Annotated in this window: 14 protein-coding genes, 2 rRNA genes and 1 pseudogene (1 of these 17 running past the window's edge); 8 read left to right on the forward strand and 9 right to left on the reverse strand. The window is 64.3% G+C overall.

The features are described 5' to 3' along the window. Together AKJ09_RS30720 and rrf are read left to right on the forward strand one after the other, a co-directional pair. Window positions 1-1926 (forward strand): 23S ribosomal RNA (locus AKJ09_RS30720); it begins 1039 nt to the left of the window's first position. A gap of 200 nt (window positions 1927-2126) precedes the next feature. After that, window positions 2127-2243, forward strand: a 5S ribosomal RNA gene (rrf, locus tag AKJ09_RS30725). A gap of 59 nt (window positions 2244-2302) precedes the next feature. On the opposite strand, the gene AKJ09_RS30730 is transcribed toward rrf, so the two are convergent. Both AKJ09_RS30730 and AKJ09_RS30735 read right to left on the reverse strand, forming a co-directional pair. Further along, the gene (locus tag AKJ09_RS30730) at window positions 2303-2731 is read right to left on the reverse strand and encodes a helix-turn-helix transcriptional regulator (RefSeq protein WP_146651423.1); all 429 of its coding nucleotides are present in this window, start codon (window positions 2729-2731) and stop codon (window positions 2303-2305) included. Between the two features lie 51 nt (window positions 2732-2782). Further along, entirely contained in the window at window positions 2783-2965 is a 183-nt protein-coding gene (locus tag AKJ09_RS30735; protein ID WP_146651424.1) for a hypothetical protein, read from the reverse strand. Between the two features lie 103 nt (window positions 2966-3068). On the opposite strand from AKJ09_RS30735, the gene AKJ09_RS30740 reads away from it, so the two are divergent. After that, on the forward strand, window positions 3069-3299 hold the full coding sequence (locus tag AKJ09_RS30740; RefSeq protein WP_146651425.1) for a hypothetical protein: 231 nt from the start codon (window positions 3069-3071) through the stop codon (window positions 3297-3299). Between the two features lie 166 nt (window positions 3300-3465). Here AKJ09_RS30740 and AKJ09_RS30745 read toward each other — a convergent pair whose 3' ends face one another. After that, window positions 3466-3936 (reverse strand): DoxX family protein, encoded by a 471-nt coding sequence (locus AKJ09_RS30745; protein WP_146651426.1) that lies wholly within the window; start codon window positions 3934-3936, stop codon window positions 3466-3468. A gap of 42 nt (window positions 3937-3978) precedes the next feature. On the opposite strand from AKJ09_RS30745, the gene AKJ09_RS30750 reads away from it, so the two are divergent. Together AKJ09_RS30750 and AKJ09_RS30755 are read left to right on the forward strand one after the other, a co-directional pair. After that, window positions 3979-4572, forward strand: coding sequence for a peroxiredoxin-like family protein (locus tag AKJ09_RS30750; RefSeq protein WP_146651427.1), 594 nt, complete (start codon window positions 3979-3981; stop codon window positions 4570-4572). Between the two features lie 33 nt (window positions 4573-4605). After that, entirely contained in the window at window positions 4606-5235 is a 630-nt protein-coding gene (locus AKJ09_RS30755; protein WP_146651428.1) for a cyclic nucleotide-binding domain-containing protein, read from the forward strand. 23 nt (window positions 5236-5258) lie between these two features. Here the strand turns inward: AKJ09_RS30755 and AKJ09_RS30760 are convergent, their stop codons facing one another. From AKJ09_RS30760 to AKJ09_RS56310, 4 genes and pseudogenes are all read right to left on the reverse strand, one after another. Beyond that, window positions 5259-6089 (reverse strand): HvfC/BufC N-terminal domain-containing protein, encoded by an 831-nt coding sequence (locus AKJ09_RS30760; RefSeq protein ID WP_169928004.1) that lies wholly within the window; start codon window positions 6087-6089, stop codon window positions 5259-5261. Beyond that, the gene (bufB, locus tag AKJ09_RS30765) at window positions 6079-6951 is read right to left on the reverse strand and encodes an MNIO family bufferin maturase (protein ID WP_146655710.1); all 873 of its coding nucleotides are present in this window, start codon (window positions 6949-6951) and stop codon (window positions 6079-6081) included. The genes AKJ09_RS30760 and bufB overlap by 11 nt, the downstream gene beginning before the upstream one ends. Window positions 6952-7001: 50 nt before the next feature. Continuing rightward, the gene (gene bufA2 / locus AKJ09_RS55075; protein WP_240488638.1) at window positions 7002-7325 is read right to left on the reverse strand and encodes a BufA2 family periplasmic bufferin-type metallophore; all 324 of its coding nucleotides are present in this window, start codon (window positions 7323-7325) and stop codon (window positions 7002-7004) included. A gap of 120 nt (window positions 7326-7445) precedes the next feature. After that, a pseudogene (locus AKJ09_RS56310) lies at window positions 7446-7601 on the reverse strand (DoxX family membrane protein); the annotation flags it as partial. 245 nt (window positions 7602-7846) lie between these two features. On the opposite strand from AKJ09_RS56310, the gene AKJ09_RS30780 reads away from it, so the two are divergent. Together AKJ09_RS30780 and AKJ09_RS30785 are read left to right on the forward strand one after the other, a co-directional pair. After that, window positions 7847-9952, forward strand: a complete 2106-nt coding sequence (locus tag AKJ09_RS30780) for an adenylate/guanylate cyclase domain-containing protein (protein WP_169928005.1) — start codon at window positions 7847-7849, stop codon at window positions 9950-9952. A gap of 142 nt (window positions 9953-10094) precedes the next feature. Next, a complete protein-coding gene (locus AKJ09_RS30785; RefSeq protein ID WP_240488972.1) occupies window positions 10095-11777 on the forward strand; it encodes an FAD-dependent oxidoreductase in 1683 nt (560 codons plus the stop codon). 72 nt (window positions 11778-11849) lie between these two features. On the opposite strand, the gene AKJ09_RS30790 is transcribed toward AKJ09_RS30785, so the two are convergent. Then, window positions 11850-12176 (reverse strand): EthD family reductase, encoded by a 327-nt coding sequence (locus AKJ09_RS30790; protein ID WP_146651432.1) that lies wholly within the window; start codon window positions 12174-12176, stop codon window positions 11850-11852. 191 nt (window positions 12177-12367) lie between these two features. On the opposite strand from AKJ09_RS30790, the gene AKJ09_RS30795 reads away from it, so the two are divergent. Further along, window positions 12368-13873: a GMC oxidoreductase gene (locus tag AKJ09_RS30795; RefSeq protein ID WP_146651433.1), complete on the forward strand. Its 1506-nt coding sequence runs from the start codon at window positions 12368-12370 to the stop codon at window positions 13871-13873. 33 nt (window positions 13874-13906) lie between these two features. Here the strand turns inward: AKJ09_RS30795 and AKJ09_RS30800 are convergent, their stop codons facing one another. Beyond that, complete coding sequence (locus tag AKJ09_RS30800) at window positions 13907-14530, reverse strand: nucleotidyltransferase domain-containing protein (RefSeq protein WP_146651434.1); 624 nt, start codon at window positions 14528-14530, stop codon at window positions 13907-13909. Window positions 14531-14571 lie beyond the last annotated feature (41 nt).

The raw sequence follows: 14571 nt of genomic DNA on the forward strand, positions 1-14571 counted from the left end.
GATCGTCAGCTAAGGTCCCAAAGTCTGACCTAAGTGTCGAAGGATGTGGGAACGCTTTGACAACCAGGAGGTTGGCTTAGAAGCAGCCATCCTTTAAAGAAAGCGTAATAGCTCACTGGTCAAGCGAGCCTGCGCCGAAAATATAACGGGGCTAAAGGTCAGCACCGAAGCTACGGACTCCGCAAGGAGTGGTAGAGGAGTACTCTCAAGTAGATACACGCCGGACCGTGAGGACCGGTATCGGACTTGAGAGGAGCTTATGCAGGCATGAGTAGCGATAAACCAAGTGAGAAACTTGGTCGCCGTAAGCCCAAGGTTTCCTGGGGAAGGATAATCCTCCCATGGGTTAGCCGGTACCTAAGCCGAGGCCGAGAGGCGTAGGTGATGGAAAGCAGGTTAATATTCCTGCGCTACTAGGGAAGGCGTTGAAGTAAGCGGGGACGGAGTAGGATAGGTCAAGCTGGGCAGTTGGTTGTTCCAGTTCAAGCCCGTAGGCTGATTCGCCAGGACCCGAGAGGGACAAACAGCGAATCATTAGGCCGAGAGGTGATGAGGTCAGACTTCGGTCTGGCAACTTGGCGATTCCACACTTCCAAGAAAAGCCGCGTACAGAGCCCCTCTAGTAACCGTACTGCAAACCGACTCAGGTGGGTGGGTAGAATATACCAAGGCGCGTGAGAGAACCCTGGCTAAGGAACTCGGCAAACTGACACCGTAACTTCGGGAGAAGGTGTGCCTGTTTACGTGTAACGGTTTACCCGTGAAGCGTTGGCAGGTCGCAGAGAATCGGGAGTTGTGACTGTTTACTAAAAACACAGCACTCTGCTAAGTCGTAAGACGACGTATAGGGTGTGATGCCTGCCCGGTGCTGGAAGGTTAAGGGGACGCGTCAGCGTAAGCGAAGCGCCGAACCGAAGCCCCAGTAAACGGCGGCCGTAACTATAACGGTCCTAAGGTAGCGAAATTCCTTGTCGGGTAAGTTCCGACCTGCACGAATGGCATAACAACATCTCCGCTGTCTCGGCCAGGGACTCAGCGAAATTGTATTGGGGGTGAAGATACCCTCTACCCGCGGCAAGACGGAAAGACCCCATGAACCTTTACTGCAACTTGGCAGTGAGTCTCGGATCATTCTGCGTAGGATAGGTGGGAGGCTTTGAAGTCGGGCCTCTGGGTTCGATGGAGCCACCGTTGAAATACCACCCTGGATGATCTGGGATTCTAACCTGCGTCCGTGACCCGGACGAGGGACACTGCCTGGCGGGCAGTTTGACTGGGGCGGTCGCCTCCTAAATTGTAACGGAGGCGTGCGAAGGTTCCCTCAGCCTGATTGGAAACCAGGCGTAGAGTGCAAACGCACAAGGGAGCTTAACTGCGAGACCGACAGGTCGAGCAGGTGCGAAAGCAGGCGTTAGTGATCCGGTGGTCCTGTATGGGAGGGCCATCGCTTATCGGATAAAAGGTACTCTGGGGATAACAGGCTGATCGCGCCTGAGAGTTCACATCGGCGGCGCGGTTTGGCACCTCGATGTCGGCCCATCGCATCCTGGGGCTGGAGCAGGTCCCAAGGGTTCGGCTGTTCGCCGATTAAAGCGGTACGCGAGCTGGGTTTAAAACGTCGTGAGACAGTTTGGTCCCTATCTGCCGTGGGCGCAGGATACTTGAGTGGAGCTGACCATAGTACGAGAGGACCTGGTTGGACGCACCCCTAGTAAGCCGGTTGTCACGCCAGTGGCACAGCCGGGTAGCTATGTGCGGAACGGATAACCGCTGAAAGCATCTAAGCGGGAAGCCGGCCATAAGACAATGTATCCCGGGCGCAAGCCCCTAAAGACCCCTTGTAGACCACAAGGTTGATAGGCCGGGTGTGGAAGCCAAGCAATTGGCGGAGCTGACCGGTACTAATAGGTCGTGAGGCTTAGTCATATCTCTAAGGCAACCATCGAACGCCTTGGTGATGACGAGCCGTCTCGAAAGAACGAATCGACACATCAAGGTCGAGTGTCACGCGTAGGATTCGGGTTGTGAAACCTGAATCCCGCGGCCCCGCAAAAAGCTAGTGCGGTAGGACGACGGAATTCGGTACTCGCAGCAGGCGCTAGCGCCGCTCGAGGCACCCACAAGTTTCCGGTGATGATTTCGAAGAGGCCACACCCGATCCCATCCCGAACTCGGAAGTTAAGCTCTTCGGAGCCGATGGTACTGCACGGGTAGCCGTGTGGGAGAGTAGGACGTCGCCGGGATTATTCTTCCAAAAAGCCTGAGAGGTTTTTCCTCTCGGGCTTTTTGCTTTTTGTCCCTCTCAGGAGCCGAGCAAGCCCTTCGCGAGGTGCTGATCGCGCGCAACGATCTCGGCGAACGCTCGGTGCGTCGAGCGCCGCTTCGCCGCTTCGAGCTTCGCCGTCGCGCGCACGAGGGCGCCTCTCGTCGTCGATCGCGCCGAGGCGCCGAACGCATGCGCCGCCATCATCAGCGCCTGGGCTTCTTCCGGCGAAAGGGCGAGCGGTCGCAAGCGCTCCTTCTTCGCCAGCGGGTGCGACGCGTACGACGTTTGGGTGAGTCGATATCCGTCGCCGGGATTCCCTTGGATGGGAAAGCAGGCTTCGACGAGCGCGCGAACGTCGCGATAGACGGTCCGGAGGCTCGCGTCGAACTCGTCGGCGATATGGCGATATGGCGAGCAAGGACGAGCCTTCGGCTTCCGCGGTACAGCGCGATGGCGAGAAGGCAATCGAGCCGCTTCACATCGAGCTCCACGTCACGGCTGTCCTCCTGCTGAACGTCATGCGTGTTGCCCGTAGCACACGATCACGTTCTCTCGAATCGCCTGAGGTGCAACCTGCGCGTGGCGCGCCGCGGGCGGCGACGCGAGCGCGTCTACAACGCTGACGGCCTGCTCGAGGGCCATCTCTTCGAGCACCTGACGTCGGTGACCGGCGAGCGGCGTCGGCGGCGGCTCGCACATTTACACGGCCATCCTCGAGCAGCCCGACGCGGCCTTCTTCGACGCCTTCCCACCGGAGATCACCGCCGCCGAGATGGGTCCGTAGTTCGGGCGTGTGCGCGAGATGTTGCGGCCTCAGCCGGTACCCACGCCGTCCGAGAAGGATCGCGTCTTCGCGCAGGCGGTCGCCGAGGCCGGCCTGCCGCCGTCCGAGCACACCGACCTCGCCATCGCGTGGGGACGTGATACCGCGCATCCCGAGGCGGTCGTCAACGCGGCCGGCGTCGAGCAGCGCTCTTCGACGTTCGGCGCTCGCTCGACCCGGCGCTCTACGACGAGATGGAGTCGGCCCTGATGCGCGTCGCGCATTCCTATGAGCCGCGCCGGACGTGGGCGGCCTTTCTGACGGGCGGGGATCCCGACGGTCTCTTCACGGTGCACCCGCTCGGTGGCTGTTCGAAGGGCAGGACCGCCGAGGATGGTGTCACCGACAGTCCCCGATGTTGGATGGGCCACCGCTCCTACGGGGCTGAGCGCTCGGCCCTTTTCTGCGCGATGAGATGATCGACGCTGGCCTTGCCGCCGCCCTGGAAGACGAGCCACACGAAAATGACGAAGTAGCTCGGCTCGCTCAAATAAAAGAAGTCGCCGACCGTGTGCACCTCTTTGAGCCTCGACGTGAGGATCGCCACCGTCATCACGATGGCGAGCGATGCCGCCGCGAAGCGCGTGCCGAGGCCCACCAGGAGCAAGAGCCCGCCGACGAGCTCCGTCGTCGCGGTCGCCGCGGCGTTCGCGCCTGGCGCCGGAATGCCGAGCGACTCGAATTCGCGCGCAAGCTTCGGCAGATCGTGCACCTTGCCCCAACCGGACGTCACGAACTCGGCTGCCATCGCAAGGCGCGCGAGCAGCACTGGGAACCAAACGTTGCGGCTGAGCGACGCGAACACGCGCTCCATGCGCTCGACCAAGTTGGTGACGACCTTTGCCACTTGTCCCAGTCCTCGCGAAGCAGCATACGTACCATCGGCGCAATGGCAGACGTCTACGAAGGCGCGAGCGTTCCGCGGGAGGTCGCGCAGGCCACGGTGCTCGATGCGGCGGGCGCTCGCGTGCAGCTCGCTTCCTTCTGGCAAAACGGGCCGTGCATGCTGGTGCTGCTCCGTCAGTTCGGATGTGTCTCTTGCGCTCAGCAAGTGACGGAGCTGTCCTCGCGCTTGGACGAGCTGGCGCGCGCGGGTGTGCACACTGTCCTCGTCGGCAACGGCACACGCGAAGAGCTGGTCGCGTTCGTGGACCGCCATGCGCTCGCGGGAGCGCCGGTCGAGGCCGTGACCGACCCGGAGCTCGAGGCGTACCGCGCGCTCGGTCTCGTGCGGAGCGCGTGGGCCACGGTAGGCCCGCGCGCCATCGTCGGGACGGTGCGCGCCATGGCCGCGGGATTCCCGCATCGCGCGCCCGAGGGAGATCGCACGCAGCAGGGCGGCGTGCTCTTCGTCGACGGGCGCGGCGTCGTACGTCTCTACAAAAGAAACCGCAGCATCTGCGACTACCTACCCGCGAGCGAACTGGTCGAAGCGGCGCTGCGTCTGGCGATCGAACGAGCCGGCTCCGCCGCGCCCGTGTGAGGAGCGGCACGCCCGGCGGAGGAGCGAACGAAGATGAACTTCATTCACGTCGCCAACGTGTTCTACCTGCTGTCGTACCTGGTCAAGGACATCCTGTGGCTGCGCGTGCTGGCGGTCCTCGGCGGTAGCATTCTGGTCGTGTACTACGCGACCTTTCCGACGCCCTTGTGGGCGCCCATCGGATGGGACGCTGTCTTCCTGACGACCAACCTCGTGCAGATTGGCATTCTTATCCGCGAGCGCCGTCCCGTGCGTCTCGAGCCGGCCGAGATGCGCCTTTACGAGCACACATTTCGTAGCTTGACGCCGCACGAGTTCGTCAAGGTCCTGAGGCTCGCGCGATGGGAAAGCATCGATGCGGGAAAGCTCCTCGTGCGCGGTGGCGAGGAGCTCGATCGTATCATGGTCCTCGCCTCGGGGCGCGTGCGCATCGAGCAGAACGGCGCGCCCATCCGCGAGCTAATGGCGGGATGCTTCGTGGGCGACATGAGCTTTCTCACGGGCGCGACGCCGAACGTGGACGTCGTGACGGTGGAGCCCGTGCGCACCGTATCGTGGTCCCAGCGTGAGCTCCACGCGCTGCTCCTGCGGAACGCAGAGCTACGCGCCGCGTTCCAGACCATCCTCAGTGAGGACCTCATCGCAAAGCTTCGATCGGCATGATCGTCCACCGGAGCGTGGGAAGATCAGCGCCCGCTGGCGATCAAGGCATCCGTGACCCACCGGCCGAGAATCTCGTGCGCGATACGTGCCGCCTCGTCGACCGATCGACCTTCGGAAAGCCAGGCGCAGACCCCACCGAAGGTTTCGCCGGCCAGGGCAAGATCGAGCGCGCTCGCTTCGAGCGCATCGACGGCGCGAAAGCAGCTGACGAGGTCCTTGCGCCAGATGAGCACCGTCGTCTGTTTCTCGCATATCGCGCTTTCGGCAGAGCCGAGCTCGATTGCTCGCCAGAGGCGGTCGACGTCGTGATCCACTCGCAGCACGATGTGGTTGGGAACGAACGACAACGGGAGCGTCACGAGATCTTGGGCCGACATCCCCCTCAGTCGTTCCAGCTCGAGAACGCGAGTGTCGGGGCCGTCGAACACCTCGATCAGAGCGCGCTCGAGCGCCGCGAGCTCGGAGAGTCCGGCGCTCGCTGGTCCTCGTTGGCTGCCCTCGATGAAGCCTGGTAGCTTCTCACTCACATCTCGGACCGATGCTCGAGTCGGTGGGCACGCGCTCAAGTAGGCTCGGGCCAGGTCGTCGAACGCGTCATCACCCAGGCATGCCCTCAGCTTCGGGTAGTCCTCGCGCAAGACATCGCGCAGACGGCAGAAGTACATGGTGGCGTAGATATCGAGACGCTCCACGGCCGACAGTCGTTCGTCGGCTGCGATGATGGACTGCAACTCACCCAACTGCGGTTCCTGCATCCGCTGTTCGTGCACCACGCCCTTCGCACCCGTCACGAGCGCGTAGAAGAGGTCCTGCGTGTGTCGCAGACCGGGAGGGGAGGCATCGTCACGAGGCACGCGCGACCTCGTGCGCCGCCTCCGCGCCCGCGCCTCCGACCATGGCACGCTCGATGGTCGCGGCATGGATGGATTCATCGATCAAGCGCTCGAGTGGCGGAATGCAGTCGTCCCATTCGATCAGCGTCGACACCCTTCCGAAGCGCGCGATCGCGGCCTCGTACAAGGACCAGACGTCCTGACAGACCGGCCGATCGTGACTGTCGAGAAAGTGTGTGCCCTCGTCACTATGGCCGGCCAGATGGATCTGGGCGACGCGATCGGCGGGGACGCCGCGAATGAAGTCGAGTGGGTCGAAGCCGTGGTTGTGGGCGCTCACATGGACGTTGTTGACGTCGAGCAGCAGGAAGCAGTCCGTTCGTTTCGATAGCTCCGTCAGAAACTCCCATTCGGAGAGTGTGGAGTGCGTATATCGAAGATAGCTGGAGACGTTTTCGACCAAGAAGCGGCGACCAAGGCGCTCTTGGACGACGGTCATCCGAGCGGCGACGAGATCGAGTGCCTCCTCGGTGTAGGGCAGCGGCCAGAGGTCGTGCGCGCGATGGCCACCAAAGCTCGACCAGCAAAGGTGGTCGGAGAGCCACGCCGGCTCGACGTCGGCTGCGAGCTCCTCGAGCGCGCTCAGATAGCCCTCATCCAGTGGATCCACGGAGCCGAGCGAAAGCCCTACCCCATGGAGCACCACGGGGTAGCGCTCTCGCACCTTCCGCAGTACGCGCCGAGGATTTCCTCCCGCGACCATGAAGTTCTCGGAGATCACCTCGAACCAATCGACGGGGGGATGCTCCTCGAGCACCTGCGCATAGTGCACGGGGCGCAAGCCCACGCCATGCCCGAGATAGGGAATGGAACTCGGCCGCACGGGCTCAGCTGCACGAGGCGCACGAGGTGCACGAGGATCGAGGCTCACGGTCACTTCTTCGGCTCGGGCTGAACGGGCTTTCCGCCCTTGTCCAAGCACTCCTTCTCCGTGTCGGTCAGGACAAAGCCTTTCCCTTTGCAGCCGTTCTTTCCTTTGCAGTCATTTGCCGCCGACTTGCATGCGCCTTGGCCCTTGCAGCTGTTGATGCCTTCGCAGTGAACCTTTCCACCGGGCGTCTGGGCGCTCGCGATCGGAGCCGCCGCGAACAGACTAGCTACGGCGCCCGCTACGATGGCGCCGCTCACACTCGCCATGTTTTTCACGTTCTTCATGGTGTCCTCCGTCGGCACGTTGTCGTTGTGTGTCCAACTCATGCCCTCACACCGATGAGCCTGGTGGTATCGCGTGGCCCTTCGGCCTTTCGCGAACGGTCGAGCCGGCTTGCGATCCATGCATCGGCCGACAACGGCCCTGCACCCGCGAGCGACGAGCATGCTCACCACAAGCGGCAATGCTGCCAACAGGGTGAGCAGCCCCAACAGCAGGAGCGAGCCGCATACGAGCTCCGTCAACGACACGAGCGTGGCGTTGAATGCTGGCGCTGGAATGTGGAGCTCGGCGAAGAAGCTGTCGACTTTTTTCAGATCGTGAACCTTGCCCCAGGGTCATGCGCACTCCGCCATCCGGATCGAGTCGCAAGTCCTGGTCCAGGGAGTGTGTCGCGAAACATCGAAGCACGGCTCGACGGCATGCCTACTCGCCAAAGCACTGCGGCCCCGAAGGGGCGGTCCTATGTTCTCGCATCGTGAAGCGCTGGTCCTTCGCTCAACTCTTCCTGCTCGCGACCGCTGCGTTGGGGATAGTGGTCGTAGCCGCGCTTGCAACGTTGTTGCGTGTGTCCCGAGCGTCCATCCTCGCCACCGCCGAGCGAGCACGCATGGAGACCGCGCGTCAGGTCGAACACGACGTCGACGCCGAATTCGAACGCGCCCGGCGCGCGCTCGAGGACGTGGAGCATGGCATCGCGTCGGGTGCCATCGGCGTCGATCGCCCCTCTGCGATCGAGCCTGCGCTCTTCACACGGGTGCTCGTCGATCCGCATCTCGAAGAGGTGACGTTCACCCACGCGGCGCTCGTCGGGTACGATCCGACGGGCAACGCAGTGCTGGCGCCGGAGAGCCGCTGGCAAGTGGCAGTCTTCAGGACGGGGGCCAGCGATGTCGACACGCGGCTCACCCAAAAAGAAGGGGAAGGATTCGTCTCGCGCGTCCGGACGCGTCCGGCGCGCCCCGAGGGACCCGAACGTATTCGCTTCGCAGCCCCCCTTCACACGGCCGGAGCAGCCGCCGATCCGACGGATCATCCAACCTTCACGGTGCTCGCCACGCGTGAGCGCCGCGGTCGCGCGATCTGGAGCGATCTTCACTACTCCGAGCTTGATCAGGCGCTTCCAACGAGCGAGCGCCGCGTCATCGTGAGCCTTCAGAAGGCGGTTGAGGACGAGTCGGGGCGATTCGTCGGAGTGCTGCGCGTCGGTCTCCTCACGAACGAGCTCGACGCGATCACACATCTTGGAGCCGACGGCGGCCCGCGAGAAGGCCATCGCATCGTCCTGCTCGCCGTCGACACCGATGACGATTCGAAGCAGGTTCACCTCGTAGCGCGTGTGACCCCGAACGACCACCTGGCGACCTTCGACGATTCGCTGCGCGTCGTGTCGGATCGCCCGCCGCCGGATGTCGACGCGTTGCTTGCGAGCCCGCTCGTGGCCTCACTCGATCCGGACCACCCGAACGGATCCGGCACGCTGATGGTCGACGGCGAGCCATACCTGGCCACGCTCCACGAGCTGCCACTCGGAAGCGGCGGGACCTCGGGCTGGTTTACGGCGATCCTCGCGCCCGAATCGTACTACACGCACGACCTTGTGCGCTTCGAGCGCGCGTCGATCGTCGGGTTCGGGGCTGCGCTCGCCCTCGTGCTTGCGATTGGGGTCGTCACGATCGGCGCTGTCCGACGCGGCCTCGGCAGGGTCGTCGCGACGACCACGCGCATGCGCCAATTCGACTTTGCGCCGAGCAACGATGCCAGCGCCCTTCGAGACGTCGACGAAGTCATGAAAGCGCTCGAGCGCGCGAAGACCGTCGTGCGTGCGATGGGCAAGTACGTCCCGGTCGATCTCGTTCGCCGTCTCTACGTTGCCAACCGAGAGCCGGAGCTCGGCGGCGAGCTGCTCGAGGTCTCCCTGATGTTCACGGACATCCAAGGCTTCACGTCGCTCTCCGAGACGCTCTCGCCCGACGAGCTCGCGCGGCGGCTCGGCGACTACCTCGATGCGATGAGCGAGGCGATCGAGAGCACAGGAGGCACGATCGACAAGTACATCGGCGATGCAGTGATGGCCATTTGGAACGCTCCGACTCCGGTGGCCGGACACGAAAGGCAGGCTTGCCGCGCGGCGCTCGCATGCATGGATGCCGTCCAAAAGCTGTATGCGTCTCGGCGTTGGGGACTGCCGCCGCTCGTAACACGGTTCGGAATACACAAGGCGCGCGTGATGGTCGGGCACTTCGGCGCGCATTCCCGGCTCAGCTACACGGCCCTCGGTGACGGGGTGAATCTCGCGGCCCGCCTCGAGCCGCTGTGCAAGCAGTACGGTGTCGTGATGCTGGCGAGCGAGGAAATCGTCGAAGAGGCCAAGGACGCCTTCGTGTTTCGACGGCTCGATCGCGTTGCGGTGAAGGGGAAGACGCGCGCGACGGACGTCTACGAGCTGCTCGGCAGAGTCGGCGACGATATCCCCAAGCGCCAGTTAGCGAGACGCTACGAGCAGGCGTTCGAGGTCTATCTCGCACGCGACTTTGCGACTGCAATCGAGCTCCTCGCACCGCAGGAGGCACTTGATCCCCCCAGTGCGGTGCTCGCAGAGCGATGTCGCTACTTGCGAGAGCATCCGCCCCCCGAAGGTTGGGACGGAGTCCATGTGGCGCCGTCGAAATGATTGTCCTGTCGAGGCGAGTAACCGTGAGAGCCGAGCTCCGCAGCGAGCGTCGTTGAGCCCAGCACCCTTCAGAGCTCCTCGCGTGAATTGGAGGCGTTCTTGCAGCGGATTCGTGCACACCAGCCAGCTGGAAGGGCTCATGATGATTGCCGATAGCGATGCGCTCGTGCGGAGTACCCGCAGCAACGGCACGGCTTGCGCGTCACGAAAGCAGCGGGTCGTCATCGTCGGCGGCGGATTCGGCGGCCTCTATACGGCGCGGCATCTGGAGAAAGAGCTGAAGCGGAGAGACGACTTCGAGATCGTCCTCATCAACAGAGAAAACTACTTCGTCTTCCAGCCCATGCTCGCCGAGATCATCTCCGGCACGATTGGCCTTCTCGACGTCGTCAGTCCGATTCGCCACATCGTGCCCAAAACCGAGCTTCACGTGCGCGAGGTAGAAGCTATCGACGTCGAGAACCACACGATCACGACGAGCACCGGCTTCCACCCGCACCCGCACGTTCTCGATTGGGATCATTTGGTCCTCGCCGTCGGGACGGTCACCGACTTCCGCGGCATGCGTGGGCTCCCCGAGCACGCATTTCCGTTCAAGAATCTCGCCGACGCGATCAAGCTGCGCAATCACATCATTCGCGCGCTCGAAGAAGCGGCGATCGAGCGACATGACGCGGATCTGCGAAGGAGCCTCCTCACGTTCGTCGTCGCGGGCGGCGGATTCTCTGGCGTCGAGGTAGCCGCGGAGGTCAACGACTTCGTGCGGCACGTTGCGAAGAGCGTTCACGGCATTGAGCAGGACGAAATCCGCGTAACGTTGATCCATGGGAAGGACCGCATCCTCCAAGAGGTGGACGAGCAGCTCGCCCTGTTTGCGCAGAGGCTTCTGGCGAGGCGTGGCGTCGAAATACGGCTGAACGCCCGGCTCGCGGCTGCCACAGGCAACGAGGCGATCCTCGACGACGGCACGCGCCTATGGACCAAGACACTCGTCTCGACCGTCCCCGCATCGGTGAACCCGCTGATCGAATCGCTGCCACTTCCGAAAGCGAAGAACGGTCGGCTCACGGTCGACCGATCCATGGCCGTCGAGGGCGCGACGAACGTGTGGGCATTGGGCGACTGCGCCCTCGTTCCGGCCGCCGACCACGGGTTTGCGCCCCCAACGGCCCAACACGCCTCGCGCCAGGCGTCCGTCGTCGCCGCAAACATCGTCGCGTCCATTCGCGGCGGACCGAAGCGCGTCTTCGCGTTCGAGGGACTCGGCATCCTGGGCGCGCTCGGACGACATTCCGCCATTGCCGAGATCCTCGGCGTGAAGATCTCGGGATTCGCCGCGTGGTTCCTCTGGCGGACAATCTACTTGATGAAGATTCCGCGATGGGCTCGACGCCTCAAAGTCGCCGTCTCGTGGATGCTCGACCTGTTCCTGGCGCCCGATCTCGTACAGCTTCGACTCGATACCGGCGTCGGCGTGACGCGCGAGCATTTCGAGCCGGACGAGGAGGTCTTTCACCAGGGCGACGTCGGGGATCGCCTCTACATCATTGTCCGCGGGAGCGTCGAGGTGTGGCAAGAGACGGCTGGCGCCGCGTCTCGGGTCGCCGTCCTTGGGCCGGGCGAGTATTTCGGCGAGACGGCGCTCCTCGAGGAGAGGATGCGCAACGCGACCCTTCGCTGCGTCGAGCCAACGGACGTTCTCAGTCTTCCGAAACAAGAGTTCAGCGTCTTGACGGCAAGTCTTCCGGACCTGCGGCAGTCCTTCGAGGAGAAGAGCCACGAACGTTCGCCGCGGCCTCGACCCGCGGATTCTTTCGCGCGATGACGGCGCGCGCCGCGTGCGAGGAGCGCATCGACGAGATGGCGCCCGGGTGTCGTCAGACTCGATCCGGTACGTTCAACGATCCGACCGCTCGACGACGACCTCGCTGAACTGGATCACCGGCGCGATGTCGGTGTAGTTGGCGATGTCGCCCATGATCTCGGCGGAGTGCTCCTGTATGGCGGCCCGGTAGCCTTCGACCGAATCACAGATGAACGCGCACATCGCCACGAAGGCGGGCGGTGCACCGGGCGCTCTGCCGGCCAGGCCTTTTTCGACGGTGTAGTAGGCGCAGGCATTGCCGAGCCACGCCTTCATCATCGGCATGTGCCGGTCGCGGTAGTAGGCGTGGTCGAAGCGCGCGCCTTCGGTGTACGGATACATCACGGTGACCTTGATCATGGGGTTCTCCTTGCAATCGTCTATTACCGCGATTTGAGGCGAGCCAGGCCGTCTCGTTCGCCGAGTTCAAGCGTCAGCCCGAAAAGGCTCGCCCGGCGAAGGGCTGCTCTTGGCCGGATTCTGACCAGCGGATCGCCTGAGGTCGTTGTCGGGACGCAGGAACGGTTTCTGCTCCGGGAGGCGTTCGAGCAATGACCTTGGACGTGATCGTCGTCGGCTCTGGTTTTGGGGGCTCGGTGTGCGCCGCGAGGCTTGCGGAGCGCGGCCTGCGCACGCTCATTCTCGAGCGCGGACCGTGGTGGGGGCCGCTGCAGCGCGACCGCGCCGAGAGCGATCGTCGCGAGCTGCCGCGGGGTGCGCTCGGCGCGCGCAAGCTGGTGCGCAACCTGCGCGTGGCGCGCCGCGGGCGGAGGCGCGAGCGCCTCTACAACGCCGACGGCCTGCTCGAGGGCCATCTCTTCGAGCACCTGACGTCGGTGACCGCGAGCGGCGTCGGCGGCGGCTCGCACATTTACACGGCCATCCTCGAGCAGCCCGACGCGGCCTTCTTCGACGCCTTCCCACCCGAGATCACCGCCGCCGAGATGGGTCCGTACTTCGAACGTGTGCGCGAGATGCTGCGGCCCCAGCCGGTACCCATGCCGTCCGAGAAGGATCGCGTCTTCGCGCAGGCGGTCGCCGACGCCGGCCTGCCGCCGTCCGAGCACACCGACCTCGCCATCGCGTGGGGACGTGATCCCGCGCATCCCGAGGCGGTCGTCAACGCGGCCGGCGTCGAGCAGCGCTCTTCGACCTTCACCGGCGACGTCTTCGTCGGCTGCCGGGACGGCTCGAAGACGACGCTCGATCTCACGTACGTGCCATGGGCCTTGCGCCACGGCGCCGAGCTGCGTCCGCTCTGCGAAGTGCTGGCAATCGCGCGTGGCGAGGGCGGCGGCTACACGGTGCGCTATCGCGACCATCGCTCGGGACAGACGCACGAGGAATCGGCCCCGCGTCTGGTGCTCGCCGCCGGTGGGCTCAACACGCAGCGGCTCCTGTTCGATGCCCGCGACGGCCACGGCGGCCTGCCCGGCCTGCCGGCGACGCTCGGCCGGCACTTCTCGCCCAATGCCGACTTCGCAGCCTTGCTCTGGCGAACGACGGCCCTGCACGACTCTTCGTATGGCCCGTCGTTCGGGGCGCTCTCGCGCATTCACCGCGACGACGGCGACGGCCTGCGCTTCGTGCTCGGCGAAGTCGGTCTTCCGGTGCAGGAGCTGCCGCTGCCGGGCCTTTTGCGCAACCTGCTGCGACGCTCGACGATGCTGTTCTGCATGGGCCGCGACGGCTCGACCGGGACCCTCGCCTTCGACGGCGTGGGGCTGACGACCAGCGTTGGACGCTCGCTCGACCCGGCGCTCTACGACGAGATGGAGTCGGCCCTGATGCGCGTCGCGCATTCCTATCATCCGCGCCGGACGTGGCCGGCCTTTCTCACGGGCGGCGATCCCGACGGCCTCTTCACGGTGCACCCGCTCGGTGGCTGTTCGATGGGCAGGACCGCCGAGGACGGTTTCACCGATCATCTCGGCCAGGTCTTCGGCCACCCGGGCCTCTACGTCGCGGACGGCTCGCTCTACCCCCGCTCGCCCGGCATTGGCCCGAGCATGACCATCGCGGCGCTGGCGGAGCGGGTGGCCAGCCTGATGGCCTGAGCATGCTGCTGGGTTGCGACGATGACGACCTCGTCAGCCACTCGCCACGGTGACGTGCTCGACCAGTGCCTCGAGCGCCTCGGGCGGCGAGGCGGGATCGAGCGCGCGCTCGAAGGCGGCGAACGTTGAGGGGGCCTCGTCGCGTAGGCTTGCCAGTGCCTCTTTCGGCCCGCGGTACCACGTGCCACGAAGCGCGAAGTGATCTTCGAGGAGCTGGTAGAGAAGCCAGTGCCGTCGGTAGCGTCCTTCGATGTCGTCACGCCGGATCCGCCCGAGCATCTTCTTCGCCCAGACGCGCCGCATGCGCGCTTCGGGCTCGGACAGAGGCGCGGGGCCCTGTCGATCGAGCGCGCCGACGGCGGCGAGGAAGGGCTTCGCGAGGTCGCGTTCGTCGCAGAGGACGCGCGCGAAACGAAACTTCAGCATCTCCTCGACGGGCGGGGCGACGAGCTTCGACGTGGGGTAAACGAACCCGTCGAGGTACCGTCCGTTCCAGATCCGCGCATCGCGGACGATCTCGGACGTATCGGCGAACCCCGCGACGTCGATATCGCTCTCCGAGGTCGCGTCACCCCGAGCGTACGATCCGTAGAGGATGACGGTGTGGATGCCGTGCACGCGGCGCAGCTCGTCGACCAGGGCAGCGTCGAAATCCATCGCGCACCCAACCTATCATCTCGCGGCCGATCGGACTGAAG

The organism is Labilithrix luteola, from assembly GCF_001263205.1.
Lineage (GTDB): Bacteria > Myxococcota_A > Polyangia > Polyangiales > Polyangiaceae > Labilithrix > Labilithrix luteola.

Coding starts and splice junctions, on each gene's coding strand:
- AKJ09_RS30740 (WP_146651425.1), top strand. CDS start 3,069: ATGTTGCGGCCTCAGCCGGTACCCACGCCGTCCGAGAAGGATCGCGTC.
- AKJ09_RS30800 (WP_146651434.1), bottom strand. CDS start 14,530: ATGGATTTCGACGCTGCCCTGGTCGACGAGCTGCGCCGCGTGCACGGC.
- bufA2 (WP_240488638.1), bottom strand. CDS start 7,325: ATGAGTTGGACACACAACGACAACGTGCCGACGGAGGACACCATGAAG.
- AKJ09_RS30735 (WP_146651424.1), bottom strand. CDS start 2,965: ATGTGCGAGCCGCCGCCGACGCCGCTCGCCGGTCACCGACGTCAGGTG.
- AKJ09_RS30750 (WP_146651427.1), top strand. CDS start 3,979: ATGGCAGACGTCTACGAAGGCGCGAGCGTTCCGCGGGAGGTCGCGCAG.
- AKJ09_RS30795 (WP_146651433.1), top strand. CDS start 12,368: ATGACCTTGGACGTGATCGTCGTCGGCTCTGGTTTTGGGGGCTCGGTG.
- AKJ09_RS30785 (WP_240488972.1), top strand. CDS start 10,095: ATGATTGCCGATAGCGATGCGCTCGTGCGGAGTACCCGCAGCAACGGC.
- AKJ09_RS30790 (WP_146651432.1), bottom strand. CDS start 12,176: ATGATCAAGGTCACCGTGATGTATCCGTACACCGAAGGCGCGCGCTTC.
- AKJ09_RS30755 (WP_146651428.1), top strand. CDS start 4,606: ATGAACTTCATTCACGTCGCCAACGTGTTCTACCTGCTGTCGTACCTG.